Below are 25505 nucleotides of genomic sequence, written 5' to 3' on the forward strand. Positions count from 1 at the left end.
GGATAGAGGCGATTAACCCTTTTATGCAAATTTATTTATGCAACCCTTAATTCGTCCCATATTTTTTTGCCAGCTAGTTTTATTGGCCGCCTATTGGGGTTCTTCATTTTTGGTCGGTGCCGATTTATTTGAGGGATTCATATCAGCCAAACAAAGCGGCGTTGAAGTGGTGGCATTGTTTTCAATCCCTTTGTTGGTGTTCTCACTTCTTTTCAGGAAAAGGGTTTATTTTACCATTGTCGATTTACTAGTTGTTTTTTTCTGTGGCTGGTCTCTTATCAACGAAGCCATTATACTTAATTCCCCATTCACCGATTTTTCGTTACATTTCTTTACCATATGTTTATGGTTGGTTGTTTATCTGTTTGTTCGCAGCATTTCCGATAAAACGACCTTGCTGTATGGTGTTGTGATTTTGTGGATGATTTTTTCACTGCTTCATTCAGTTTTAGGATTGATGCAGTTGTATGGTTTTGCGGTCTCTCATCATGGATTGTTCTCCATTACCGGAGCGTTTCATAATCCCGGGCCTTTTTCTGGTTTTGTGGTGAGTGGATTGCCACTTGCATTAGCCATGATTCTATTTGCAAAATCACAGGCAGCAATACTATCTAAAAAGCTTTTTTATCAAACTTTATATTATTTGCTTCAAATCAGTGCATGGATAACGCTTGTGTCAATTCTATTGGTGCTTCCACCTGCTCAATCCAGAGCCGCATGGATTGCAGGTATAATTGGAGTAACTTTTTTTGTCTTTCGTTTTCCGGGCAAAATCTCGGTGCGAGATAGTTTTGTAAGTCGTTTTAAAAGGATGAAGCGGAGAGTACGCCTTCTTATTTCGATACTTGTTTTAGCGGTTGTTGTAGCTTCAGCCACCGGAATTTATCTATTTAAGCAAGGCTCAGCCGATGGCCGGTTACTTATTTGGCGTGTAACAACGGAAATCATAAAGCAAAAAGCTTTCGTTGGGCATGGCACAAACGCCTTCAATGCCCTTTATATGGACGAGCAGGCGAATTGGTTTGCATCAGGGAAAGGCAATGAGGCACAAGTCATGGTCGCAGGCTCACCCCGGGCGCCTTTTAACGAGTTACTAAAACTTTGGTTAGAGAAGGGTTTTGTTGGCGTGTTGATAGCCGGAGTCATCGTTTTTTATATTCTGAGAGGTTCTAAATGTCAAAAAATACCTCCAATTATAAAACAAACATCTTCAGAGCGACTTCCTTCACAAGAAGGCTTAATTATTGGATTGCAAGGCGCATTAATAACACTTTTGGTTTTTAGTCTCTTTAGTTATCCATTTGATATCAGTCCTTTCCTGTTGCAATTGGTTGTGGCAGTAGCGGTGTTGTCGGGTTATTCAAAACATATAATACAGTTCAATAAAAATATAAAGTGGTTGACAACCCTCCCGTTTAGTCTGTTGTTGGTGTTTGCAACCATTCATTTCGTTCCTCAGCGAGAAGTTTATTATCAAGCGTTAAAAATGTGGCACGAAGCAGACTATTTATATCATTTTGGAACATACAATAGTGCCGTTGAAACCTACGAAGCGATTGTTCCCATCCTTAAAACTGATGGACTGTTTTTGCAAATGTATGGTAAAGCACTCAGCATGGATAAGCAGTATGAAAAAAGTAGTGAGGTACTGGTGCAGGCTCAAAAAAAGTGTAGTAGTCAAATTATTCAAAATACGCTTGGTGACAACCACAAGGCATTGGGTAATTTTGTCAAAGCCGAGTCTGCTTACCTCAAAAGTGCAAATATGAATCCGTCATTGATTTATCCAAAATATTTGTTGGCTAAACTCTACAACGAAAACGGCCAGCACCAGAAAGCACAACAAACCGCTGAAAAAATCCTTAATAGCAATGTAAAAGTGGAGTCTTCGGCAACAAAAGAAATGATGAGAGAAATGAAAAACATAGTCAGTGAACAATGAACAGTAAACAGTACACTGCTGACTGGTAATCGCTAACTCTTAACTGCTGACTGGTAACTGAACATTTTTGGGAAAAAGAAGAGGAAGCCACTGTGCTCTCCGGCCCACGCTTCCTCTTCGGACTCCCCTAACTAAAATAGAAAGGAGGTAATGTGACAAAGATAAATATTTAAAAAAGAAATCGCAGCTGATTTAGCTCAGGTGCGAAGGGCGTTTCTGCAAGGCAGAGGCATCTTAAATCATTTTGTAATTCAATAGCTATAAAGCTAATAGCTAAATTTTAATTATTAATTTTTTGTTACGATGAAAAAGAAAATAATTTTTGCAGTAGCAACAGGTTTGTTTGCACTTGCAACAATTTTTAATATGAATGTATTACAATCAAATAATGCTGGCGATTTGTCGCTGGAAGCTATTGCGGTGATGGCACAGGCGCAGGATGAGCTTTCTGGTGTTGTTCCGTCTTATGAAGCTGAGCAACAAAGGCTAAAAGATTTAATGTCAAATGAATGGTATACGGACTTTTATATGCCCGCTTGGCTGGCAGAATGCACTTTGTCTATTTGTGATGATCTCGATATCACAGGTGATCCTGTATATGTAGACGAGCAATATCCTAATGGAGAATGGCACACTGTTCTGGAAAACGAATGTGATGGCCAACCAAGTTTCTGTTAAATTATTTTTGATATTGAGGGTTATTAGATATTAAAGATAGAAATACGAATAAAAAGAGGCTGTCTATAGCTTTTAGGCAGCCTCCTGTAAATATAATCTTATTACCATGAAGTATTATTTTTATGTTTTATTGATTTGGCTTGTGGTTTTTTCTGTTTCATGTTTCCGTTCAGATAAAACTGGTGAGTACAAATCATTTATGAATTCTTCTTTTAACGAAGTTGAAGAAGTCTGTTTTGATAGCATTTTGGAGCCGATAAGAATTGATGTGTCAGGGAAAAGTCTTGACAAAGACATTCCAATCGACATTACTTATATTCAACTTGAAACTCCTTTGAATTCATTAATTGCTCAAATTGATCGAATTTTATTCGATGAGGGAAAAATTTTTATTTTAGATAAAAAAATGTCTTGTGTTCATATTTTTAAAAATGATGGAACATTTTTGCATTGTATAAATAGTATTGGAAGTGGCCCAGGAGAGTACAATAAGCTTATGGATATGTCTTTAGATGTGGAGAATAAGAGGATTGTTTTATGGGATGCAACCAAAAAGAGTTTTTTTGATTTTGATTATGATGGTGCTTTCATAAGTTCCAGAAGACTTCAGTTGTGGTCCAGAGAATTTATCGTTTCAAAAACAGGAGATTATTACCTCTTTACAAATAATGGTAATGGGACAGGTTTTCGTGTTCTAATAGCTGATAGTATTGGTTTTAAAAAAGCAATTCCTTATAATCAGTATTATAAATTGAATTATTATGAGCGTTCTCCTGTCTTGAAATATTATAATGATCATATTTTATGTTCATTTCCATTTTGTAATACTATTTTTTCAATTAATAATTATAAGCTAGCCTCTAAATATGAATTAGTGCCGAAGGATAAATTTTTTTTATACAATCCTGAAATGCATCCAGATTATAAGACCTTTGCGACTGCACGGATGGCATCGTCGAATCAATATGTTTTTTTAGGCGGAGCTTCTGAATCAGACGATTTCTTGATAATGCCGATTAATACTAATAGAAAATATGGCTTTATTGTTTATTGTAAGAATACCAAAGAAACTTTATTAGGGGGCATCAAAATCCCCGATACAGATTTCCATCTTTCATCACCTTTAAGTGTTTTTAATAATAAATTTGTAACCTTCATTTATCCATTTCAAATTTTAAAATTTAATCAGCTGTTACTGAAATACCCCATTTTTTCAGGTGTTAAGGAAAATGATAATCCATGGTTGGTATTTTATTCCTTAAAATAAATATATTATAAAACCACTTATTTTTATATCCTTAATTATTTGTATAGTAGTTTCTTGGTGTGAAATGTTTTACGGAAAAGCGATCTGTTGGACAAAGTATAGTTACAATATGTGTCCAGAGTGCGTGGAAGTTTGATTTCAAATAATTTTAAAAATTATGTTTCAGGCTCATTAAGATTTGTGTATATGGACAGGCGAATTTAAAGTTTTCATTTTTCCAAAAAAATATCTATTTCTAACCGTTTTGTCACGTCATTATTTCCATGAATAGTGTGAACCAAGACTACAAAGAGTAGGCGATTTTTAAGAAAATGATACCACTGTTTTACCCTTTTATCAATTAAAATTAATTTGAAAATGCGTATTTTACTTATGTTATTTAGTTTATTTCTAGTCGCTTTGTTATTTAGATGCAAAGAAGATAATGCAAGTAATGACAAAAATAGCGGGTTAATAGGAATGGATATTTCCAAAACTAATATTCAGGAGTATGGTTCATGTGATTCAATTGGAATAACAGCTTTATCACAAGATGATTCATTGTTTTTTTTGTTTAGAATTCCTCCCAACGCTTGCTCTAGTTGTTATAATAGAGAAATTTCTACCATTAAAGATTTTTTTACAGATGATGATTTTCCGATCATTGTCTCCTCATTCGACAATTGTCGCGATTTTTTGGCTTTTGGAAGCAATTATGATTTAAACCCTAAGGAGTTTTATAATTCAACGTCATTGATTAAAACGTTGGATAAGCAATCTATCCCATATTATCTTTTTCTTGATTCATCTTTTATAGTTAAGGATGTTTTCATAACAAGGAAAAATGATCATTTAAGTACAATTCAATTCTTATCCAATCATTCATCGCCAGGGGTTACACAAGTTAAGTTTGATACTCAAAATGTTAAATTGAAATTATTAAAAAAAGGAGTTCCTGAATCTGCAACTTTTTTATTGACAAACATAGGAAACAAACCTTTAATAATATATCATATAGAGTCATCTTGTGGATGTACAAAAACCGATTGGCCAAAAAAACCAATAAAACCGAATGAGCAGGGTGAAATTTTGGTTACTTATGATGCTAAAAATGTAGGTCGTTTCAGAAAGACTCTGACACTTTTTTGCAACACTCCCAAAGGTGTAGAAATTCTCTCCATAGAAGGGAATGTCGAATAGATATATCACAAAATTAAAATGGTCGGAGCACCTTGGGTAAATGAGGATATGACTAAGCTGTTTTACGAAACGATTAATAGGTCAAAATAATGAATAAACGCATCTTTATGTGGCTGTTTTTGTCGTTGCTTATATTTATGGGCTTGTGCTTTGTGGTTTTTAGAGCATCGTTCAAAAATAAAGGAGGTTGGACCGGTTGGGATAAACAATCCAAAGAGGAGTTAATTGAATTATTTCAGGCAGATTTTGAGAACAGAAAAACGATAGCAGGAACAAATCCTGAGAAATTGTTAAATTATGTTTCTGAGTTGACGCGAATAAAAAGAAATATGCCCAATATTACTAGTCTGAAGTTGCAGTCTCAGACTGATTCTGTTGCACTGGCTTTAGGGATTTTAATGCACGATCAATTTAAGATCTATGAAGATCTGGGTTTAATAGATACAAGTTTTATCGAGCGGAATGCGCAATTAGCACTGGATGCTTTATTTGCGGCTTCGTGGCGTGATTCAGTTTCGATGGGTGTTTTTCGTGAATACATTTTACCATACAAATTGGACTTTGAAATTCCAGACAATTGGAGAGATACGCTTTATAGATATCATGTGGCGCTATTAAAGGAGCAACCAGTTATGGCGGATATAGATTCTCTATATGCTCATCATATGGTTCTCTCGTATTACGGTCTTAAGTCGGGGAATGGTTTAAATTCCAAATATCCTTCAGAACCCAATTTTTCGTGGTTGGCGTTTTCAGCAGAGGGAGATTGTGTGAGCCGGTGTCGTAATGTAATGTATTATTTACGGGCAGCTGGAGCCCCTGCTTCTTTTGATTATATCCCGGCTTGGGGTAACAGACCTGCTGCCCGACACGCTTATGTTGGTTTGGCACATAGAAAACGGCAACTTGCAAAGTTGTTGGAAAATAATAATGATCCTGGGAATCTGGTTAATGATTTGAATGCTGCTATGTTTACTGGTTATATGCATGTTTTTGAAGAAGATGATTTGCCTCCGGGATGGTATGTTCAGTATGAAAAAACTATTCCCAAAATTTATAGAGAAACTTGGACAGCTCAAAAGGAAATGTTGAAACTATTAAAGAGCGTTCCGGACGATCAGCTGGATCTGGATTTAATCACATTAAATATGTTGGATGTTACCGCTCAGTATCTTAAAACAGTAGATGTTGAGATCAAAAAGCCTCTTTTTAGCCCATGGGAGATTGTTTATTTGGCTACTTTTGATTTGGGGCAGTGGAAGCCGGTTGCTTTTTCAGTGTTTAATCGGTGGAACTGTGGTGATATTCAGAATGTGGCAACCAATGTGCTTTATATGCCTATGGTAAAAACAGCTCATAGACTTCAACCTTTTGATACCCCATTTATTTTGCAAGCTGATGGCAGAAAACAGGTGCTTATACCTGATTATGCCAATAGGATAGATTTACATTTGGTCAGAAAGTATCCCTTATTTATTAGTACTGCTATGCATCCTTTGGATTTTAAAAATTGTGTGGTAGAAGGAGCTAATAAAGCGGATTTTAGTGATGCGCAAGTTTTACATGTTATTAAAAAATATCCTTTTGGAATGTATCGGATTGCACTTGAAGGGGACCACACGTTTCGTTTTATTCGTTTGCGTTCGTCCAATAATCAGCCGTTTAGAATTGCCCAAATGGAGTGTTATTCTGGATCGCATGAGAAATTGAGAAAGTTGAATAATACTTTATATACACAGGGCTTGCTTAGTGGTAATGATGTGAAGGCTTTTGATGGTGATTTGGGATCTTACATGGTGCGGTCCGTGGCTGTAATGGATTTTGGAGCTAGTGAAAATGTTACTGAAATTAGAATTTGTCCGCTCAGCGATACAAATTTTATAATTCCCGGTAATGAGTATGAGTTATTTTATTGGGAGGGGGAATGGATTTCAGCAGGTCGGCAAGTGGCAGAAGATTATTTTTTGGATTATATGAATCTTCCTTCTAATACATTGTTTTGGTTACGATGTCTTACCGAAGGTCGCGAAGAACGTATTTTCACCTATGAAAATGGGACTCAAATTTGGTGGTAGTCAGCAGGATTATAAAAATAGATGAATGAAAAATTTATTTCTTTTTTGGGTTGTATTGGCTTTTTACGCCTGTACCACCCCTAATACCGGGGATGCCTCTGGTGCAGAGGCTGCCGAAGAGGCGGCTCGTTTATCTTATGTCGAGCCTACTATTACTAAAGTAGGAGTGATGCCTGTAAAACGTGCGGCTTTTGAGCTGGAGATAGTGAGCAACGGTCGCCTGGAAGCTCAGCGTAAGGCGGTGGTGCCTTTTTTGGTACAGGAGCATATCAACGCAGTAATGGTTAAAGAAGGAGAAAAGGTGACTGCCGGACAAACGTTAGGTAGTGTAGAGTCCTTTACCTATCAAAAACGGTTGGATGAGGCAAACAATAGCTACCAACAGACGCTTATCGATTTGGAAGACCGCTTGCTTGGGTATGGGTATGATCTTTCGGATACAGCGAAAATCCCGGATAATATTATGAAAATGGCTCACATTCGTAGTGGATACAATGGGGCAGTTATTTCATTAGAAGAAGCCAAACGAAATTTAGCACAAACGACCATTAGAGCACCTATCAGTGGAGTGGTAACTAATTTAGAAGCTCGTGTAAACAATCCTTCAAATGCCTATAAAAATTTTTGCGAAATATTGGATGTGAATACCATGCACCTGGTTTTTTATCTGTTGGAGACGGAACTTTCGGGTGCAAAAGTAGGACAGACGGTGGAGCTTTCTCCTTTTGCCATAAAAGATGAAACCTTTAAAGGGACTGTATGCAGTATCAATCCAACGGTGAACGATAAAGGGATGGTTCGGATAACTGCCACTGTGCCTAACTCTTCTCACTTGCTTATGGACGGCATGAATGCACGAGTGTTGCTTAAAAGAAGTCTGCCCAATTGTCTCATTATACCAAAAGAAGCCGTGTTGTACCGTCAAAACCGTCAAGTGGTATTTGTTTATAAAGATGGCAAAGCCATATGGACTTATGTAGAAACCAGTCATGAAAATTCCACCCACGTAGCAGTTTCTGATGGTCTTGAAGAAGGAATGGAGGTTATTGTGGAGAATAATTTGAATTTGGCACACGAGTCTGAAGTTACAGTGAACAGAGAACAATGATTAATAAACAGTGAACTGCTAACTGCTAACTGAAAATCCGTTTTTATGAACTAAAGTATCGAATATAATAAAGCTTTTGATTTAGCGAAAGAAATATACCATTATTGCAAGCAACTAAAAGAGGAGAAGAAGGAATATGATATTTCGAGGCAGTTGTTGAGGAGCGGAACATCAATTGGTGCAAACCTTGCTGAGGTCAATGGAGCAATTTCAAAACAAGATTTTTCCGCAAAGGTTAGTATTGCCTATAAAGGATGTCTTGAAACACAATTTTGGTTAAAATTTCCTTATGAAGTTACACTTATTGATATTATTGATTATGAATCCTTATTTAACAAAGCTGATGAAATTGGAAAAATACTTTTTACAATCCTAAAAACAACAAGAATAAATAATCAGTGAACAATGAACAGAGAACAATGATCAGTGAACTGCCAACTGGTAATTGATGACTGATGACTTGTAACTGTCACCTGATGACTGCTAACTGACAACTGACAACTGAACTTTGAAAAATTCATTTTCCATAAATATCATATTTCTTCTGCTCACCATAATAGGGATAGTTTTGATTCCTCGTTTGCCGGTGCAGTTACAGCCCCAACAACAGGGCAATACAATATATATTAATTGCAACTGGGATGGTATGGGTGCTGAGGTGGTAGAAAAAGAAATAACTTCTCCCATCGAGGGAGCATTGTCTGCTTTGCGTGGAGTTCACAAGATAACTTCTGAATCGCGTGAAGGCTCAGGAAGAGTTAGTGTGAGCTTCAAAAAGGGAGTTGATATGGATGCCGCTCGTTTTGAAGCTTCCAGTTTAATGCGAAGTCTTCATAGTCGTTTGCCCGAAGGGGTGGAGCTGCCACGTGTAAGTTACGGACGGGGTGGAGGTGAAGATACGCCACGTTTGTTGATTTATACTGTAAATGGTGAGGGAAGTAGTTATTCGTTAAAGCAATATGTAGATAGACATATTATTCCTCGCATAAGTCATATTTCAGAAATTAGCAATGTTTATTCTTATGGTGCTTCCGGATTGGAGTGGGAATTGGAATATGATAAAAATGCTTTGCATAGGTATGGGTTAAATGTTCGTGATCTTCAAAGTGCTTTAAGAGACAATTTAAATTCTAAAGAGTTGGGAATGACGAGTGTGGAAGAGGGGCGTGAAACCCGAACCATCAATCTCACTTATAGTGGGCTTCCTTCCGATTCTATTAATTGGTCAGAATTTATAGTAGGTAATTTTAATAATAGAATAATAACACTTACCGATGTGGCTACCCCTCGTTTAAAAGAGAGTTTGCCACAATCTTATTATAGAGTTAATGGTCTCAGTTCTATTTATCTTGTTATTCACTCTGCCAAAGGAGCAAATCAGGTTGATCTGGCAGCCCGGATAAAATCAATCTTTAAAGAATTACAAGCAGGTTTCCCTCCCAACTTTTCTTTATTGGTAAATTATGATGCGTCTGAAGAGATCAATAAAGAGGTTAATAAAATAACTTTCAGATCATTACTTGCAATTATTATATTACTTCTGTTTGTATTATTTATCAGTCGCAAATGGCGTTATCTTCTTATTATTGCTTTAAGTCTTTTTGCAAATTTGACTATTGCTATCATCTTTTATTATTTTCTAAAGATCGAAATTCATATCTATAGTCTTGCCGGTATTACCGTTTCGTTGGGTATGATAATCGACAATACCATTGTAATGGCCGATCATATACGTCATAGCGGTAATAAAAAAGCTTTTTTAGCTATTTTGGCGGCTACACTCACTACTATGGGGGCGATGGTAATTATTTTCTTTTTAAAAGAAAATCAGCGGCTTAATTTGGTCGATTTTGCAATTGTAATGTTGGTGAATCTTTCCGTTTCGTTAGCAGTCGCACTTTTTTTGGTGCCTGCCTTACTTGATCGTTTGCCCATAAAATTCTCACTTAAAAAAGGTGAGATACATCGAAAAAGAAGAGTTGTACGTTTTACCCATTATTACAGCAGGTTTTTACAATTCAGCTTTCGCCACAAATGGTTGTTTGTCGTGATTATTGTTTGGGGATTTGGTTTACCAGTGTTTTTTCTGCCCGATAATTTAGAACCTAAAAATGAAAAAGAAGACCTCAAATGGTATCATGAAGTTTACAATAAAACACTTGGTAATAGTACTTATGTGGCAGAAGTTAAACCTTGGGTAAATCGTATTTTAGGCGGTAGTTGGTATTGGTTTTCCAATTATTTTTCTTCAGATAATATGAATTGGGATGCTTCGGGTACTCGATTATATGCACGTGGAACCATGCCCGATGGTTCCACCATTCATCAGATGAATGAAGTATTTATAAAATTAGAGAATTTTTTGGCTCAGTTTGATGAAATTAAACTATTTACCTCTCAAATTTATAATGCAGATAATGCCAGTTTAGAGATTTCTTTTATTCCAGAAGAAGAAAATGGAGCTTTCCCTCATATATTAAAAAATCAGTTAATCAATCAGGTATCTCAGATTGGTAGTGCCGATTTCTCAGTTTATGGCGTGGGACATGGATTTAGTAATGCAACATACGATGGTTATAGGAACAATCGCATAGAGTTGCGAGGTTTTAATTACGATTTAATGCTTGAAATAGCAAGTGTTTTTAAAGATACCCTACTGACAAATACACGCATACAGGAGGTTATTGTGCAGACGGGTAGCTCATGGCGAGGAAAACCTCGTTATGGTTTTGTTATGGGATTAAACCCAAATAGGTTAGAAGAAGTAGGAGCTTCTTTTAGTGATGTTTATAATGAGTTGTTATTTCAGTCGCCACGAGAAACTAGGGCAGGATATTTGGCAGAAAGTGAAGGAATGATACCTGTTATTTTGCGGGAAAAAGGTGCAGGAACTGCAACAGTGTGGGATATGCACAACGATATATTAAATTCTAAGACAGCATCGTTTCGTTTAAAAGATGTTGGTTTTTTGAAAAGAGAACGCACTGGTGATATGATTCGTAAGGAAAATCAGGAGTACCTGCTTATGGTTGAATATGATTTTATTGGGCCATACCAGCTTAATGTCAGGGTAAGAGAGGGTTTTATGGAACGACTAAAAAAGCAGTTACCGGTAGGTTTTTCTGCACATGACCAAAGTAGTTGGGGCAGATGGCGTAAAGACGAAAAAAGTCAATATTGGCTTTTGCTTATTGTTGCTGTCATTGTTTTTATTTTATGTGCTATTTTATTTGAATCACTACGGCAACCATTAGCTGTCATAGCCAGCATTCCAGTATCTTTTATAGGTCTGTTTTTAACTTTTTCCATTTTCAAAATTAATTTTGATCAAGGAGGGTATGCAGCTATGGTGTTACTTTCGGGACTTACTGTAAATGCTACTCTTTATATTATAAATGATTATAACATTTTACGTAAGAGATATCCTCGTCAATCAACAATAGCTCTATTTCTGAAAGCTTATAATCATAAAATAATTCCTATCATTTTAACTACCCTGTCAACTATCTTGGGGTTGTTGCCTTTTTTAATTGCAGGAAAAGATGAAGGTTTTTGGTTTTCATTGTCAGCGGGAGCTACTGGAGGATTGATTTTTTCATTGCTTACGGTGGTGGTCTGGTTGCCTCTGATAATAACGCAAGGTTCTAAAAAATTAAAGATTTATTCAGCATGATAAAATTTCTAATACATCGTCCTGTTGCAGTATTGATGACGTTTCTGGCAATTCTTACTTTAGGAATTCTGACTTCACGTCTATTGCCTGTTTCATTAATGCCGGATATTGATATTCCGGAGATAACGATTCAGGTAAATCGTCCGGGGGCATCAGCTCGTCAAATAGAGGAGGGTATTGTTGCTACCATGCGTTATCAATTAATGCAAGTTCCATATTTGCAGAATTTGACTTCTGAGAGTTTAGACGGACGAGCTTCTATTAATCTTCGTTTTAGTTATGGGGCCGACATCAATTATGCCTTTATTGATGTGAACGAAAAAATGGATGAGGCTATGCGCTATCTTCCCTCAGATTTGCAACGACCTGCAATTATTAAAGCTTCTGCATCCGATTTGCCTGTTTTCTATATTAATATGTGGATGGACGAAAATGATGAAGGTAAGTTTATGGAGCTGAGCGAACTTGCTAAAGCTGTAATTATAAAAAGATTGGAACAGCTTCCTGAAGTAGCCATGGTTGATGTAACAGGACAGATGGAACCTGAACTTTATATTGAACCTGATGAAAAATTATTGCGTTCACTTGATGTGTCAAATGTTCTGATTACTAATGCGTTGGATCAGAATAATATATCTATGGGTTCTATAGAGGTAGTAGATGGGCAATATCGTTTTAATATTCGATTTGCGAATCGACTACGCACCGTAGAAGATGTTAAAGATATACGTGTGCGGGTAGGTGATCGTATGATGCGTTTAGAGGAGTTGGCTAATATTGGTCTGCGTCCTAAAAAGCAGGAGGGGGTATTTCTTAGAAATGGTGATTTAGCGTTGTCTTTAGCTGTTGTAAAACAAGCTGATGCTCGTATGGATGTTTTGAAGGAAAAAACAGAAAAACTTCTCAATCAATTGCGCCGAAATTATGAAGGAGTTCATTTAGAAATTGTGCGAGATCAAACAGCAATATTAGATTACTCTATCAGTAATTTAGAGACAAATTTAATTTTTGGCGGAGTATTAGCATTCTTTATACTATTTTTCTTTTTGAAAGATGCCCGCTCACCATGGTTAATTGGCATTTCAGTGCCAGTATCATTGGTTATTTGTTTTTTACTGTTTTATGTAACCGGGTTATCAATTAATATCATCTCACTTTCAGGATTAATTCTAGGCATCGGGATGATTATTGATAGTTCTATTATTGTTATTGACAATATTGCACATTACATCAATCAGGGAAAAACTTTAGCTTTTGCATGTATCAAGGGAACTAATGAGGTGATTCGCCCTCTTATATCTTCTGTTTTAACAACTTGTGCCGTTTTTGTCCCATTAATTTTTATCAGTGGCATTTCAGGTGCTGTTTTTTATGATCAGGCATTGGCTGTCTCAATTGGTTTGGTGGCTTCTTTAATTGTTTCTATAACTTTAATCCCGGTATTATATCATCTGTTTAATAGACGATTGAACGATCGTAAACAGTATAAAAAGGGGAGGGCGACTCTCATTTTAGAAAAAATAAATCTTTTTAAAACCGAGGACATTTACGAAAAAGGATTTGATAAGGTGTTTCGTTCCCGTCGTTTCTTTATGGTATTGTTTTTATCTCTTTTAATACCAATTTGTCTTTTTGCCATCTATTTAAAGAAAGAGCGATTTCCTTATTTTACGCGTGATGACCTTTTTGTTGATGTGAATTGGAATACCAATCTCAATCTGGCGGAAAATATTGAAAGGGTAACGTTAATAAGACAAGAAACAGCGCAATTTTCAGAATTCAGCAATAGCTACACAGGAACTCAAAATTACTTGTTGCATAAAGATATAGATCAGTCGGTTTCGGAAGCTAAGATATATTTTAAATGTAGTAATTCTGAACATATCAATGACTTGAAAGAAAGGGTCGCGTCTGTTATTAAAAATAGATGGCCGGATGCGCTTTATACATTTTCCGCCCCCGAAACTATTTTTGAGAAAATGTTTAAACAATCTGAAGCGTTATTAGTCGTGCGCATAAGTGATGATGGAGCAAGAGGGATACCTGATTTGGAAAAGTCAGTTGCTATTACCAACCATCTGGCAGATATTATTCCTAAATCTGAACCTATGTCTCCGGCTGCTGAATCGCATATCGAAATTAGAACCATGAGCGACAGAATGGCGCTTTACAATGTTGATCATCAAACACTTTTTTATCGTTTACAAACAGCTCTTAATGCATGGCAAGTTGGCGTTTTGCATACTGGTTCGCAATATGTTCCTATGGTTATTGGTAATACACCTATTCCAATAAATCGCTTGCTAAACGAAATAAAGGTAGTTAGTCGCGACAATATTGAAATACCGGTAAGCGCATTAGTCACTTCATCTAAATGTAATGATTATAAGGTTTTGTATGGTAGTACTGAAGGAGTTTTTGTCCCTGTTAATATTAATCGTTTACCGGATTCTAAAGTAAATAGATGGATGCAAATAATTTCCGGGGAATTAAAATCCAATTTCGATGTGAATACCAGCTTCTCCGGGAGTTGGTTCGAAGCACGACAAACGATCAAAGAGTTAAGTGTGGTTTTGCTTATTTCGTTGGCATTACTTTATTTTATTTTGGCTGCACAATTTGAATCCTTACGTCAACCAATAATTTTACTGTTAGAAATTCCTATTGACATTGCGGGTGGTCTTTTTATGTTATGGATTTTTGGTGGTTCCATAAATATTATGTCCATGATTGGAATTGTGGTGATGAGTGGAATTGTAGTAAACGACTCTATCTTAAAAGTAGATACCATCAACCGACTTCGTAGAGGTGGTATGCCACTGGTGGAAGCTATAAAAGAAGGGGGACATCGTCGTTTGAAACCTATTATTATGACTAGTATCACTACGATTGTTGCGTTGATGCCTGTTTTATGGGGGGGTGGAATGGGTAATGAAATGCAAAAACCGTTGGCATTAACTGTTATTGGTAGTATGGTACTGGGAACTATTGTTAGTCTCTATTTTATTCCGCTTTTGTATTATTATTTATATAGAAAAGAGGTATCTAAATCAGAAATTTTAAATTCTTAACCTTTCCATTTTTGATACCAAATCCAAATTTAATTTTTTTTCGTATGAAAAGAACGGTCTTATTTTTTGCCTTTTTTATATTGTCTCTATTTCATGGGTTTTCGCAGGGTACTATTCGTTTGACCATAGATAATGCTCTAAAATTGGCTCGGGAGCAATCCTTGCAGATGTTTTTGAACAAGCATTATTATATGGCCGATTATTGGGCTTATCGAAGTTTTCGAGCCAATTATTTGCCTACGCTTAATTTGGAGACAACGCCGGTGTCTTATGCTAAAGCTTCGGGTTTGAGGTATAATTCTGTAAGTAAGACGGACGAGTTTGTGAGAACCGAAAATTTGAGTTCCGATCTTACGCTTAATCTTTCTCAGAAAGTGGCGGCAACTGGTGGTACTTTTTTTGTGCAGAGCGATTTGAGTCGTATCGAAAATTACGGATTCAATCCATATACACAATATTCATCACGCCCTGTTGGGATTGGATACAATCAAGAGCTTTTCGGATTCAATTCAATGAAGTGGCAACGTAAAATTGAACCGCTTAAATTTGAGAAAGCAAAACAAGAGTATCTGCAATCAACCGAAGAGATGCATTTGTCTACTGTTGTTTATTTTTTCAGTTTTCTGCGTACTTCCAGTCAAATGGAAATTGCTCATACCAATGTCGATAATACGGCCAATTTGTTGGACGTTGCGAAACAACGTTTTTTGTTGGGATCGGTAACCCGTGAAGAGTTGCTCGATCTAAGACTATCGCATAACAATGCTTTGATAGCCCTTCAGGAGGCTCAACTTAATTATCGGGAATCGAAGGAAAGTTTTTTAAATTTTTTAATGTTACCTACCGATATAGAATTGGAAGCAGTGGTACCCAATAAAATGCCTGTTGATGAGGTGGATGTTTCAACTGTTTTGCAAAAAGCTTTGGATAACAATCCGGATATTTTGCAACTTGAACAAAATTTGCTTGCCAGTCAGCGTGATGTGGATGCCTCCAATAAGGCCCGTCATTTCCAAAGCAATGTGTCTCTTTCCTATGGACTGATTAAAGATGACGGTTCGGAGATGAATAATGGTCAGTTAAAAAATGTTTATAGTCCTGATTTTGATACTTATCAGCAGGTAATGGTTGGCATCAGTATTCCTATTTTAGATTGGGGTAATCGTAAAGGACAATATGAAGTCGCTAAATCGCAATATCAGATTACGCAGGTGGCTTCACAGAAATCTTTGCAGCAATTTAAACAGAATGCTATAACCGAGGCTATTGCATTTAATATTCAAAAATCGCGTGTGGAAGCGGCAGCTCTTTCCGATACTTTGGCCACCGAGAGTTATGAATTGACTATAACTCGCTTCAAGAAAGGACAGACTGATGTTTTAAGACTCACATCTTCTCAAACAGCAAAAGATAATGCCAGGTTGCAATACATTAATGCGTTGGCGCAATATTGGAATTATTATTTTAAACTTAGAAGTTTAACGCTTCATGACTTTGAAAAGAATATGGATGTTGAGTTTGACGAAGCGGCAATTTTGGGGCTTTAAAATTTTTGATGGAGATGTTTTATTGTAATATAATGCCGGCAAGTGGGACTCTTGGTAATGTTAAATAGTGATCATTAGTATTGTTATTGTGTGTCGAAAATCAATAGAATATATGATGTTAATCTGAGGGCGACGATAGTTTAATTATTTATCAAATGCTTTTTAGTAGCTTAGTTTATAATGACTAAATTTTTTAGATTTTTATTCCCAATAATCATTTTATTTCATCTATTGATGGGCATTGTCTGGTTGTCGATAGCATGGGGTGTTGCATGGAGTATGTCTTGGATTTTAACTTCGTCAGCACATAGTGTGGCTAATTTTCGAAAAAAGATTTATTTATCTTATCCATTTCTATTAGTGGGTGTTATTGTGGTAGCTGTTTTTTTTAAAACCTTAATCTTTGGTATCTATAATATCCCATCAGGATCAATGAAGGAGACTTTGGTCCCGGGTGATGTTGTATGGGTTAATAGTATGGCTTATGGACCACGCCTACCATATTCTCCTTATGAAATTTCGTGGGTTAATGTTTTGGTTTGGTTGTGGGAAGGGAAAAAGGACGATATGACCCAGCACTGGTGGGCCTATAGACGTCTTAAAGGATTTGGGAAACCAAAATGTGGCGATGTTGTGGTATTCAATCATCCTACCAAAGGCGATGTTTTTATTAAAAGACTTGTGGCGTTGCCGGGTGATACTTTGCAAATTATAGAAGGAAGTCTTTTTATTAATGGTGTGTTGCAACCGGTGCCTTCTAAAGCTATATATTATTCTAAAATAAGATTTCGGAATGAACAAGTAGCTTATTTGTTGATTGACAGTTTAAGTTTGCCGGTTTGGAGACAATCAGAACCATCTTTGTTTAACGGTTTTCTTACTCATGATCAGATTTATAGTTTAGCTCAACATGCCGGTGTGTTGCATGCCGGTATTGATCCAATAAGGGCCGATACTGCCTGGCAGGTATATCCAAAATCACAAAAATTGGATTGGTCCATCGATAATTACGGTCCCTATGTCCTGCCTTATAAAGGGATGGCTATTGTCAAGAACCCGAAGAACCTTGAGTTGTATGGTCGTTTAATTGCGCAGGAAGGAAATGGTATAGGACTGGAGGGTGAGGATGATCGATATTGTTTTGAGCACGATTATTTTTTTATGTTGGGCGATAATTTTCACGATAGCGGCGATTCTCGTTATTTTGGACCGGTAAATGAAGAATTGTTAATAGGAAAGGCGTCTTTTATTCTTTTTTCAAAGTCAGATAAATATAAAAAGCTAGAAAGATTTTTTTGTCGAGTGAAATGAGGTGTCTCTTCAATCATTAATTAGGGCTTGTACTTACGCACAAAGCCCCAATTCCTATTTTCTATGATTGTTAGCAAGTCATCTATATTTAGTCTCAGCAAGAAAATTCAGGTGTTTGATAATAAAAGTTCAAATTCAAGGCTTTCCAGGTTATGAAAATGTTAGTTTACTTGCGTAAATTGCCATTTTAAGGACAAGCGTTTTGCCGCAGTTGAACTATTCTCGCAAACACTAAATAGTTATTTTAGACCAAACGGTAACATTAAAGATATACTGATATTTCGTCCTTGATTGTAATAGCCCAATGATTTTAATGTTGAAAGATGGTCAAAATATTGTGTGTCAAAAATATTGTTTATTGAAAGACTCAAATTCAAAGTTTGTCGGGTGATCTGAAAATTAGTGTTAACACTTAAATTAACAAGTGTATAGCCATCGGTTGCTGTTTCGTATAAAGATGGATGATTTTGTTTTAAGGCAGTGAGAGCCGACAGTTTGATGGATGGTTTTTGTAAGAATCCAATTTGATCGCGTCCAACTCTAATTTCATAACGGAATTTTTGAGCTGGTATGTAAACTAAATAATTTCCATCGTCGTCTTTCCCTATAACCATAGAATAGGTTCCTTCAATATGCATCCATGGCATTGCCTGAGGGTGAAAATGAATTCCTGTTTCGCCACCGTATAGTTTTGCATTTGTTTGTGAGTAACGATAAATAGTGACACCCGTTGAGTTTGTATCTGTGGTAGGTGAAATGTAAATATAATTATTAATTTCATTGTAAAAGCCTGCTAAATCAAAGGATAAAAATTCACCATGATAGTGCATGCTTAAATCTGTTTCAAATGAATTTTCAGGTGATAAATTCTCATTGCCAATTTCATACCTGCTTGAATGAAATCCATTCGAAGTAAGCTCAGATAGATTCGGTACGCGGTAGCCTTTTGCAAAATTAACCCGAAACATTGTTTTCCCATTCGCACTGTATGTTGCACCAATTGATCCATTAAGGTTTGAATAATTCTTATTTACAGGTGCCTGATAACTGTTTGAATCTTTAGTTCCCAACGCATAAGTTTTAGTATTATAAATATCAAACCGTAATCCTCCTTGCAATTTTAGTGTTTCAAAAAATGTATATCGAGCTAATCCTAAAAAGCCAATATTATTAACATTGGCATCGGGTAAAAATTGAGAATCACGATCATTAAGATTTCTGTTTTTTTGCGACATACCCTGTAAACCAATAATATATTCCGATTTATTGTTGGACGGAAAATACAATTTTGATTCATAGGTCATGGTATTCAACCTCATTTCGACAAACGGAACATCGAGTGTTGTTTGAAGTTTTCTCAGGGCTGTTTGATAAGAAGCATTAATATCCCATTTGAAGTTGCCGAAGAACAGCCTGTTTTGCGATGAGAGTAATTGATGATCTAAATCCTGATACCAAATCTCGTTTTTTCGGCCACGCTCTGTAATTAATGGCTCTACAGCGGGGACTGTCATTCCCAGGTTTTGTTTGAAATAGTCGTAGAAAAGTTTGAACGTCCCAATTTTACCTGTATATCCGGTATTGGCATTGAGCGTCATTTCATTGAACCGTGAATTAGGAACATATTCACCGCCTCCCTGTAGATAATCGGCATGGGTTTTGGTCCCAAAATGAAATCCTCCAAACAAATTTTTAGAAGCCCCTTTTAATCCAATGCTATTGTTCATTCCAAGGGTGTTTGAATGGAATTGCGTACGATAATTCCCCAGGATTTTGCCAACCGGAGCGGGTTTTTCTTTAATAAAGTTGATAACGCCACCAATAGCATCTGAACCATAAAGCAACGAAGCCGGCCCTTTAATAATTTCGACCCTTTCTACATCGTTATCATCAATCCCTATGGGATGGTCTTCACTAAATTGATAGTTCTCAATTCGTACGCCGTTGTTCATAACCAAAACATCATTCATAGAAAGGCCTCGTATTACGGGTTTCGAAACGCCTTGTCCTTTGGCTATCATATCAACACCCGGGATTTGGGTTAACGATTCCATAAAGTTTGGCGTTCCCGACAAAGCAATATCTTTACTTTTTAATACGTCAATTTTAACGGCATTTTCATGTTGTGAACTAACATAACCGCCTGTAACAACTACTTCCTGCGATTGAATAACCGATATTGTAAGTGATGCATCTACGATATTTTCTTTTTGAGATATTTCAATTGTTTTGATATTGGTACTGTATCCTAGAAAAGAAAATTGGATTTTTATTTTTCCATTTGGAATATTGCTAATCAAATACTCGCCGGCCTGATTTGTAACCGTACCCTTATTCAGTTCGGGTAAAGAAACTGAAGCACCAATTAAAGGGTCATCATTTATATCTGTTACCTTACCTTTTATTTGATTTTGAGCGTTTACTTTTATAAAAAGAAACAACGCAAAGAAAACTAAAACGATTTTCTTCATTTTATTACGATCTTAAAACTTACAAATTTGATAGCGTCTGTCCATAAACTAAGTGTTTGAGATATAAAGTTCAAATAGAAGGCTTGCGAAGTCATAAAAATAAAGTCGTTTACTTTTCGTAAATGATTGTTTTTATGGCAAGCATAACGAAGTCGTTGACTTTATCGTCAAACACTAGATATTTACATCATTACGATGTTTTTATTTTATCTGTAAGTTTTGGTGGTGCTCGTAACGAAAATGAAAATTTTGAATTGCTTTTGCAGTATAGAAAGTTATATAGATCCTTTATTTCTGCACAGAGATACTGTTTCTGAGTAATCTGTGTTTGTTCTGTTGTTGAAAAAAATGAAAGTTCAAAGCATGGTATTGGACATTTTTCATGATGTTCATGAATATGCTTCTCGTTTTTTGCTGCACAATGAAAATGGTCATGGGAGTGGAAAATACTATCACTCAATTTTATTGTCATTGGGAGCAATAGAATTATCACCAATGAAATTGAAATTGTATGTTGTATTTTTCGATATACCATCAGATCTTTTAACGAAAGGCCTTCAATTATTTTGGCTTTTAAAAGCAAACAATATTACGATACTAATTTTCAAAATCATTGATTAGTTCCGTTAAAAAAAACTATTTTTTCTGACGGAAAAAGATCTTCGTTTTTTTTGTGGCAAAAGCAAACAAGTTATATACATATGAAACGAACATGAATTTTAGCATTCTAAAATACACACAGGAGAATGATTAAAATTCATCGAGAGTTCCATATGACCATTGAAAGATAAATTTAAACATATGAAACGAGCCATGGGAATGGATTCACACACACGAGGATGATTAATTCCGGCGAGTTCCATATGGCACCTGAGAGACAAATTATAAACATATGAAAGCTTTATGAAATAATACTCTTTATGAGTGAACGTTTTTTATCGTGGCTATTTTATGCCTTGAAGTCAGCAGAAAAATTCAAGTGATTTATAAGAAATGTCCATCTTTAAGGCTTCCGAACTCCGAACTCCGAACTCCGAACAAATGTGAGTTTACTGGTGAAATAACCATTTTAAGGACAAGCGTAACGCCGAAGTTTTAAGAATATTTATGTACAGAATTTATATATGACCAAATTGTGATGATAAGAGAATAACTGTCCTCCGAAATTCAACTTTAGGATGATTGAGTTGTTTATTTAGTGACTGTGCCTAAAGTCTCGAATTTGAACTTTATAGACAAACTGTTTAATTGTAGCAAGGCATGGGTTTCATATTTATCGGAACATTATTTTAAAAAAAAATAAAAGAATATGACACATTTAAAGGAAGGTATGAAAGCACCCGATTTTAGTGGAACGAATCAGTCAGGTGCCTTGATTTCATTGAGTGATTTTAAAGGTAAAAAGGTGGTGCTTTATTTTTATCCCAAAGACAACACATCCGGGTGTACGGCTGAGGCCTGTAACCTCAATGATAATTATCACTCTTTTTTGGATAACGGGTATGAAGTGATTGGCGTTAGTCCCGATAGTGAAGCTTCACACCAGAAATTTATCGATAAATATCAGCTTCAGTTTAATCTGATCGCCGATACTGAAAAGAAAATACTGGAAGCCTATGGCGTTTGGGCTGAAAAAAAAATGTATGGCCGGACCTATATGGGGGTTCTGAGAACCACTTTTATTATTGATGAACAAGGCATTATTGAGTCAATAATATCTAAGGTGAATACCAAAAATCATACGGCCCAGATTCTTGATCTGTAATAGTTTGATAACCTGAATGACAGGAAGTTTTGAGGATGTTTTGTTTACGTTATGCTGAAGATATATCTCTTTTTTCTTATCTTCACGGGGCGAAACAGAGTTTACATATAGAAAATAAAAAATGGCAGAGGAAAAAGAGAATAAAGCTAATCAGGAAAAGCTGAAAGCCCTTCAGTTGACGATGGATAAAATTGAAAAATCGTATGGCAAAGGGGCTATCATGCGTATGGGAGATAACGTGGCCGTAGATATCCCGGTTATTCCTTCGGGATCAGTGACGCTTAATCTGGCTCTTGGTGTGAACGGTTACCCCCGTGGTCGTGTCATTGAAATATACGGGCCTGAATCATCCGGTAAAACCACGCTGGCGATACATGCGATTGCAGAAGTTCAAAAATTAGGCGGTATTGCCGCTATTATTGATGCAGAACATGCTTTTGACCGTTTTTATGCTGAGAAGTTAGGCGTTAATATCGAAGATTTGTTGATTTCGCAGCCCGATAATGGTGAGCAGGCTCTTGAAATTGCCGATCAGTTAATTCGTTCTTCTGCTGTTGACCTGGTGGTTATTGACTCAGTAGCTGCCCTGACGCCTAAGGCTGAAATTGAAGGCGAGATGGGTGAAAATAAAGTCGGACTACACGCGCGTTTGATGTCGCAGGCATTGCGTAAACTGACGTCTAATATCAGTAAAACCAATACTTGCTGTATCTTTATCAACCAGTTGCGCGAAAAGATCGGGGTGATGTTTGGAAACCCCGAAACCACCACTGGTGGTAATGCCTTGAAATTTTATGCTACCATACGTTTGGATATCAGAAGAGTGTCGCAGCTTAAAAATGGCGATGAGGTGGTTGGTAATCAAACCCGTGTTAAAGTGGTGAAAAATAAGGTGGCACCGCCATTTCGTAAGGCCGAATTTGACATTATGTACGGACAGGGTATTTCACGTGTCGGCGAAATAGTCGATATGGGCGTTGAAATGAACATCGTCAAAAAAAGCGGTAGCTGGTTTAGCTATGGTGATACCAAATTGGGACAAGGCCGCGAAGCGGTTAAAGAATTATTGAAAGATAATCCCGAGCTGGCAGAGGAGCTGGAGACTAAAATTATGGCAGCTGTCAAAGAAAAGCATAAATAATTTTTGGGTTTATAAATGGGTTGGAAACAAAGGCCAAAGTTGATTAGTCAGCTTTGGTCTTTATCATTACCGGCGTTTAATCATTTGTTTTTTTGCGTACCTTGCGGTTTAATATTTTAGATGAAGGTTTATGCAAGTTGGAATTGGTCAGATTAACCGGTTAAAAGTGCTGCGACGCGTGTCGGTAGGTGCTTATCTGGATGGTGAAACGCTGGGTGATATTTTGTTACCCAATCGTTATTTGTCGGATGCGATAGTTGAAGGCGATGAGGTTGAGGTGTTCGTTTATCTTGATTCCGAAGACCGTTTGATTGCGACTACTGAAACGCCGTTGGCTAAGGTGGGCGATTTTGCTTTTATGCGCGTGGTAGCTACCAGTAAGTTTGGCGCCTTTCTGGATTGGGGGCTTATGAAGGATTTGTTGGTGCCCTTTCGGGAGCAGGCCGTTAAAATGGAGAAAGACCGATGGTATGTCGTTTATGTATACCTCGACCACGAGACTGGTCGTATTGTTGCGTCAGCTAAAATCAATAAGTTTTTGGATAATGTATCGCCTCAATATCAGCAGGGTGATGAAGTCGATCTTCTCATTGCGGCTCACACCGACCTGGGCTATAAAGCAGTGATTAATAATTTGCATTCAGGCTTATTGTATAACAATCAAATTTTCCGAAAGTTAAACATTGGACAGCAGTTAAAGGGCTATATAAATAAAATCAGAGAAGACGATAAAATTGATCTGTTGTTGGAGAAGCCCGGTTACGACAAAACAGCTTCTCTGTCTGAACAGGTGCTGAGCGTGATAAAAGAGGCAGGTGGTTTTATGGATGTCACCGATAAATCCGATCCTGAGCGTATTGTTCAGTTATTTGGAATGAGTAAGAAGAATTTTAAAATGGCGCTAGGGGCCCTTTATAGAGAGCATATTGTAAGTTTGGAGAAAGACGGGGTAAGAATTTTGTGATTCTAATTTATTTTCATTCTCAACAGGGTTAATGCTAATTTCGACCGATGTAATGGAAAGTTGAATAATTAGTGTCTGTTCATAAAGTCGGGACTTTGGCCTGAATGTTTAAACCCAAGGTTTGCGTACCTGAAAGGATGTGAGTTTACTGATGTAAATGATCATTTTGAGAGCTGGCGTAACACAGATGTCGGTTTTTATAGACAAACACTAATTTGGTATTAGCAAGAAACTCAAATGTTTTATAAGAAGTGTTCAAATTCCAGGTTTGTCAGGTCCTGACGATGTGAGTTTGCTATGATAAACGACCATTTTGACGGCAAGCGCAATTCAGAAGTTGGACTTTTTTTATAAGCATGAAATAATAATGTTGAATTATGGAAAAGTCTTTAAAAGGAACAAAAACAGAGCAGAATTTATTAAAAGCTTTCGCCGGGGAGTCACAGGCCCGTAGCCGGTATACCATGTTTGCCAGCAAGGCACGCAAAGAAGGTTATCGTCAAATAGAAGCTATCTTTTTGGAAACGGCTGAACAGGAGCTGGAACATGCCAAACGTTTTTTTGGCTTTTTGGAAGGTGGTATGGTTGAAATTACTGCAACCTTCCCGGCCGGGATTGTTGGTACTACAGCCGAAAATTTAAAGGCTGCTGCTGCCGGTGAAAATGAAGAGTGGGCTGAGTTGTATCCTGAATTTGCAGAGATTGCTGCTGCCGAAGGATTTCAAAAAGTAGCCAATGTATTCAAAAATATCGCCAAAGTAGAGAAAGAGCACGAAGCCCGTTATCTTGCGTTGATGAGTAATGTGGTTGAAGAGAAAGTGTTTGAGCGTGAAGAAAAGGTAAGATGGAGATGTCGTAACTGTGGGTATATTCACGAAGGAACCAAAGCGCCTAAGTCTTGCCCGGCATGCGATCATCCACGTGAGCACTTTGAAATAGATGCTCAGAATTATTAAGATTTTTGTTTAAGAGTTAAAAGAGCTTGATGCCTTTGGTGTTGGGCTCTTTTTTGTATGTCGGGCATGGTAATAAGCTGGCAGGATGAAAGTTTACCTACATGTCGGATTAATAGGGGATTTTTGTGAGCGACAAGAGGTATCTGTATGACAGATAGTCGCAGCAATAAGTGCGAAATGGCAGAAATTCAAAATTCAGAAAATTGTTGAACGAAATCTGAAAAAAATTGGAATCTGTTGTGTCGAAATTAACAACGGTTTTAAGAGATTGAATTGCGATCTTTAGATGGCCCAGTATAAAGAAATTCCTGCTTAACGTTGGCGGCGAAGGCTGAGCTGCCCGCAAATGCGCCAAGC

At 36.8% G+C, this 25505-nt stretch carries 17 protein-coding genes; 16 read left to right on the forward strand and 1 reads right to left on the reverse strand.

Annotated features, from left to right (window positions below):
• Positions 1-37 precede the first annotated feature (37 nt).
• The 11 genes from ACT3CD_RS11440 (at position 38) to lepB (ending at position 17851) form a co-directional block, all read left to right on the forward strand.
• Complete coding sequence (locus ACT3CD_RS11440; protein ID WP_444645764.1) at positions 38-1942, forward strand: O-antigen ligase family protein; 1905 nt, start codon at positions 38-40, stop codon at positions 1940-1942.
• A gap of 303 nt (positions 1943-2245) precedes the next feature.
• Entirely contained in the window at positions 2246-2620 is a 375-nt protein-coding gene (locus tag ACT3CD_RS11445; RefSeq protein WP_444645765.1) for a hypothetical protein, read from the forward strand.
• A gap of 106 nt (positions 2621-2726) precedes the next feature.
• Positions 2727-3887, forward strand: coding sequence for a 6-bladed beta-propeller (locus ACT3CD_RS11450; RefSeq protein WP_444645766.1), 1161 nt, complete (start codon positions 2727-2729; stop codon positions 3885-3887).
• 357 nt (positions 3888-4244) lie between these two features.
• A complete protein-coding gene (locus ACT3CD_RS11455) occupies positions 4245-5066 on the forward strand; it encodes a DUF1573 domain-containing protein (protein WP_444645767.1) in 822 nt (273 codons plus the stop codon).
• A gap of 89 nt (positions 5067-5155) precedes the next feature.
• Positions 5156-7141 carry a hypothetical protein gene (locus tag ACT3CD_RS11460; RefSeq protein ID WP_444645768.1) on the forward strand — a complete coding sequence of 662 codons (1986 nt, stop codon included), beginning with the start codon at positions 5156-5158 and terminating at the stop codon, positions 7139-7141.
• Between the two features lie 25 nt (positions 7142-7166).
• Complete coding sequence (locus ACT3CD_RS11465) at positions 7167-8249, forward strand: efflux RND transporter periplasmic adaptor subunit (RefSeq protein WP_444645769.1); 1083 nt, start codon at positions 7167-7169, stop codon at positions 8247-8249.
• Positions 8250-8306: 57 nt separating this feature from the next.
• On the forward strand, positions 8307-8651 hold the full coding sequence (locus tag ACT3CD_RS11470; protein WP_444645790.1) for a four helix bundle protein: 345 nt from the start codon (positions 8307-8309) through the stop codon (positions 8649-8651).
• Positions 8652-8757: 106 nt separating this feature from the next.
• A complete protein-coding gene (locus tag ACT3CD_RS11475) occupies positions 8758-11922 on the forward strand; it encodes an efflux RND transporter permease subunit (protein ID WP_444645770.1) in 3165 nt (1054 codons plus the stop codon).
• Positions 11919-14993: an efflux RND transporter permease subunit gene (locus ACT3CD_RS11480; RefSeq protein WP_444645771.1), complete on the forward strand. Its 3075-nt coding sequence runs from the start codon at positions 11919-11921 to the stop codon at positions 14991-14993. Before ACT3CD_RS11475 ends, ACT3CD_RS11480 begins: the two co-directional genes overlap by 4 nt.
• A 44-nt stretch (positions 14994-15037) precedes the next feature.
• Positions 15038-16540: a TolC family protein gene (locus tag ACT3CD_RS11485; RefSeq protein WP_444645772.1), complete on the forward strand. Its 1503-nt coding sequence runs from the start codon at positions 15038-15040 to the stop codon at positions 16538-16540.
• Between the two features lie 180 nt (positions 16541-16720).
• Positions 16721-17851 (forward strand): signal peptidase I, encoded by a 1131-nt coding sequence (lepB, locus tag ACT3CD_RS11490; RefSeq protein ID WP_444645773.1) that lies wholly within the window; start codon positions 16721-16723, stop codon positions 17849-17851.
• A 239-nt stretch (positions 17852-18090) separates the two neighbouring features.
• Here the strand turns inward: lepB and ACT3CD_RS11495 are convergent, their stop codons facing one another.
• Positions 18091-20322, reverse strand: a complete 2232-nt coding sequence (locus ACT3CD_RS11495; protein WP_444645774.1) for a TonB-dependent receptor — start codon at positions 20320-20322, stop codon at positions 18091-18093.
• Between the two features lie 348 nt (positions 20323-20670).
• Between ACT3CD_RS11495 and ACT3CD_RS11500 the strand changes: the two genes are divergently transcribed.
• From ACT3CD_RS11500 to rbr, 5 genes are all read left to right on the forward strand, one after another.
• The gene (locus tag ACT3CD_RS11500) at positions 20671-20943 is read left to right on the forward strand and encodes a hypothetical protein (RefSeq protein WP_444645775.1); all 273 of its coding nucleotides are present in this window, start codon (positions 20671-20673) and stop codon (positions 20941-20943) included.
• 688 nt (positions 20944-21631) lie between these two features.
• A complete protein-coding gene (gene bcp / locus ACT3CD_RS11505) occupies positions 21632-22087 on the forward strand; it encodes a thioredoxin-dependent thiol peroxidase (protein WP_444645776.1) in 456 nt (151 codons plus the stop codon).
• A 121-nt stretch (positions 22088-22208) separates the two neighbouring features.
• Positions 22209-23228, forward strand: coding sequence for a recombinase RecA (gene recA / locus ACT3CD_RS11510; protein WP_444645777.1), 1020 nt, complete (start codon positions 22209-22211; stop codon positions 23226-23228).
• A 130-nt stretch (positions 23229-23358) separates the two neighbouring features.
• Entirely contained in the window at positions 23359-24192 is an 834-nt protein-coding gene (locus tag ACT3CD_RS11515; RefSeq protein ID WP_444645778.1) for a CvfB family protein, read from the forward strand.
• Positions 24193-24569: 377 nt separating this feature from the next.
• A complete protein-coding gene (gene rbr, locus ACT3CD_RS11520; RefSeq protein ID WP_444645779.1) occupies positions 24570-25148 on the forward strand; it encodes a rubrerythrin in 579 nt (192 codons plus the stop codon).
• Positions 25149-25505 lie beyond the last annotated feature (357 nt).

The sequence above is a fragment of the Geofilum sp. OHC36d9 genome, assembly GCF_052400685.1.
Classification (GTDB): Bacteria; Bacteroidota; Bacteroidia; order Bacteroidales; family Marinilabiliaceae; genus CAZHHH01.

What these genes read in the sequence shown, in the direction of transcription:
- bcp (WP_444645776.1), top strand. Translation starts at nt 21,632, where the DNA reads ATGACACATTTAAAGGAAGGTATGAAAGCACCCGATTTTAGTGGAACG.
- recA (WP_444645777.1), top strand. Translation starts at nt 22,209, where the DNA reads ATGGCAGAGGAAAAAGAGAATAAAGCTAATCAGGAAAAGCTGAAAGCC.
- ACT3CD_RS11445 (WP_444645765.1), top strand. Translation starts at nt 2,246, where the DNA reads ATGAAAAAGAAAATAATTTTTGCAGTAGCAACAGGTTTGTTTGCACTT.
- lepB (WP_444645773.1), top strand. Translation starts at nt 16,721, where the DNA reads ATGACTAAATTTTTTAGATTTTTATTCCCAATAATCATTTTATTTCAT.
- ACT3CD_RS11460 (WP_444645768.1), top strand. Translation starts at nt 5,156, where the DNA reads ATGAATAAACGCATCTTTATGTGGCTGTTTTTGTCGTTGCTTATATTT.
- ACT3CD_RS11515 (WP_444645778.1), top strand. Translation starts at nt 23,359, where the DNA reads ATGCAAGTTGGAATTGGTCAGATTAACCGGTTAAAAGTGCTGCGACGC.
- ACT3CD_RS11440 (WP_444645764.1), top strand. Translation starts at nt 38, where the DNA reads ATGCAACCCTTAATTCGTCCCATATTTTTTTGCCAGCTAGTTTTATTG.
- ACT3CD_RS11500 (WP_444645775.1), top strand. Translation starts at nt 20,671, where the DNA reads ATGAAAGTTCAAAGCATGGTATTGGACATTTTTCATGATGTTCATGAA.
- ACT3CD_RS11480 (WP_444645771.1), top strand. Translation starts at nt 11,919, where the DNA reads ATGATAAAATTTCTAATACATCGTCCTGTTGCAGTATTGATGACGTTT.
- ACT3CD_RS11495 (WP_444645774.1), bottom strand. Translation starts at nt 20,322, where the DNA reads ATGAAGAAAATCGTTTTAGTTTTCTTTGCGTTGTTTCTTTTTATAAAA.
- ACT3CD_RS11485 (WP_444645772.1), top strand. Translation starts at nt 15,038, where the DNA reads ATGAAAAGAACGGTCTTATTTTTTGCCTTTTTTATATTGTCTCTATTT.
- ACT3CD_RS11450 (WP_444645766.1), top strand. Translation starts at nt 2,727, where the DNA reads ATGAAGTATTATTTTTATGTTTTATTGATTTGGCTTGTGGTTTTTTCT.
- rbr (WP_444645779.1), top strand. Translation starts at nt 24,570, where the DNA reads ATGGAAAAGTCTTTAAAAGGAACAAAAACAGAGCAGAATTTATTAAAA.
- ACT3CD_RS11465 (WP_444645769.1), top strand. Translation starts at nt 7,167, where the DNA reads ATGAAAAATTTATTTCTTTTTTGGGTTGTATTGGCTTTTTACGCCTGT.
- ACT3CD_RS11455 (WP_444645767.1), top strand. Translation starts at nt 4,245, where the DNA reads ATGCGTATTTTACTTATGTTATTTAGTTTATTTCTAGTCGCTTTGTTA.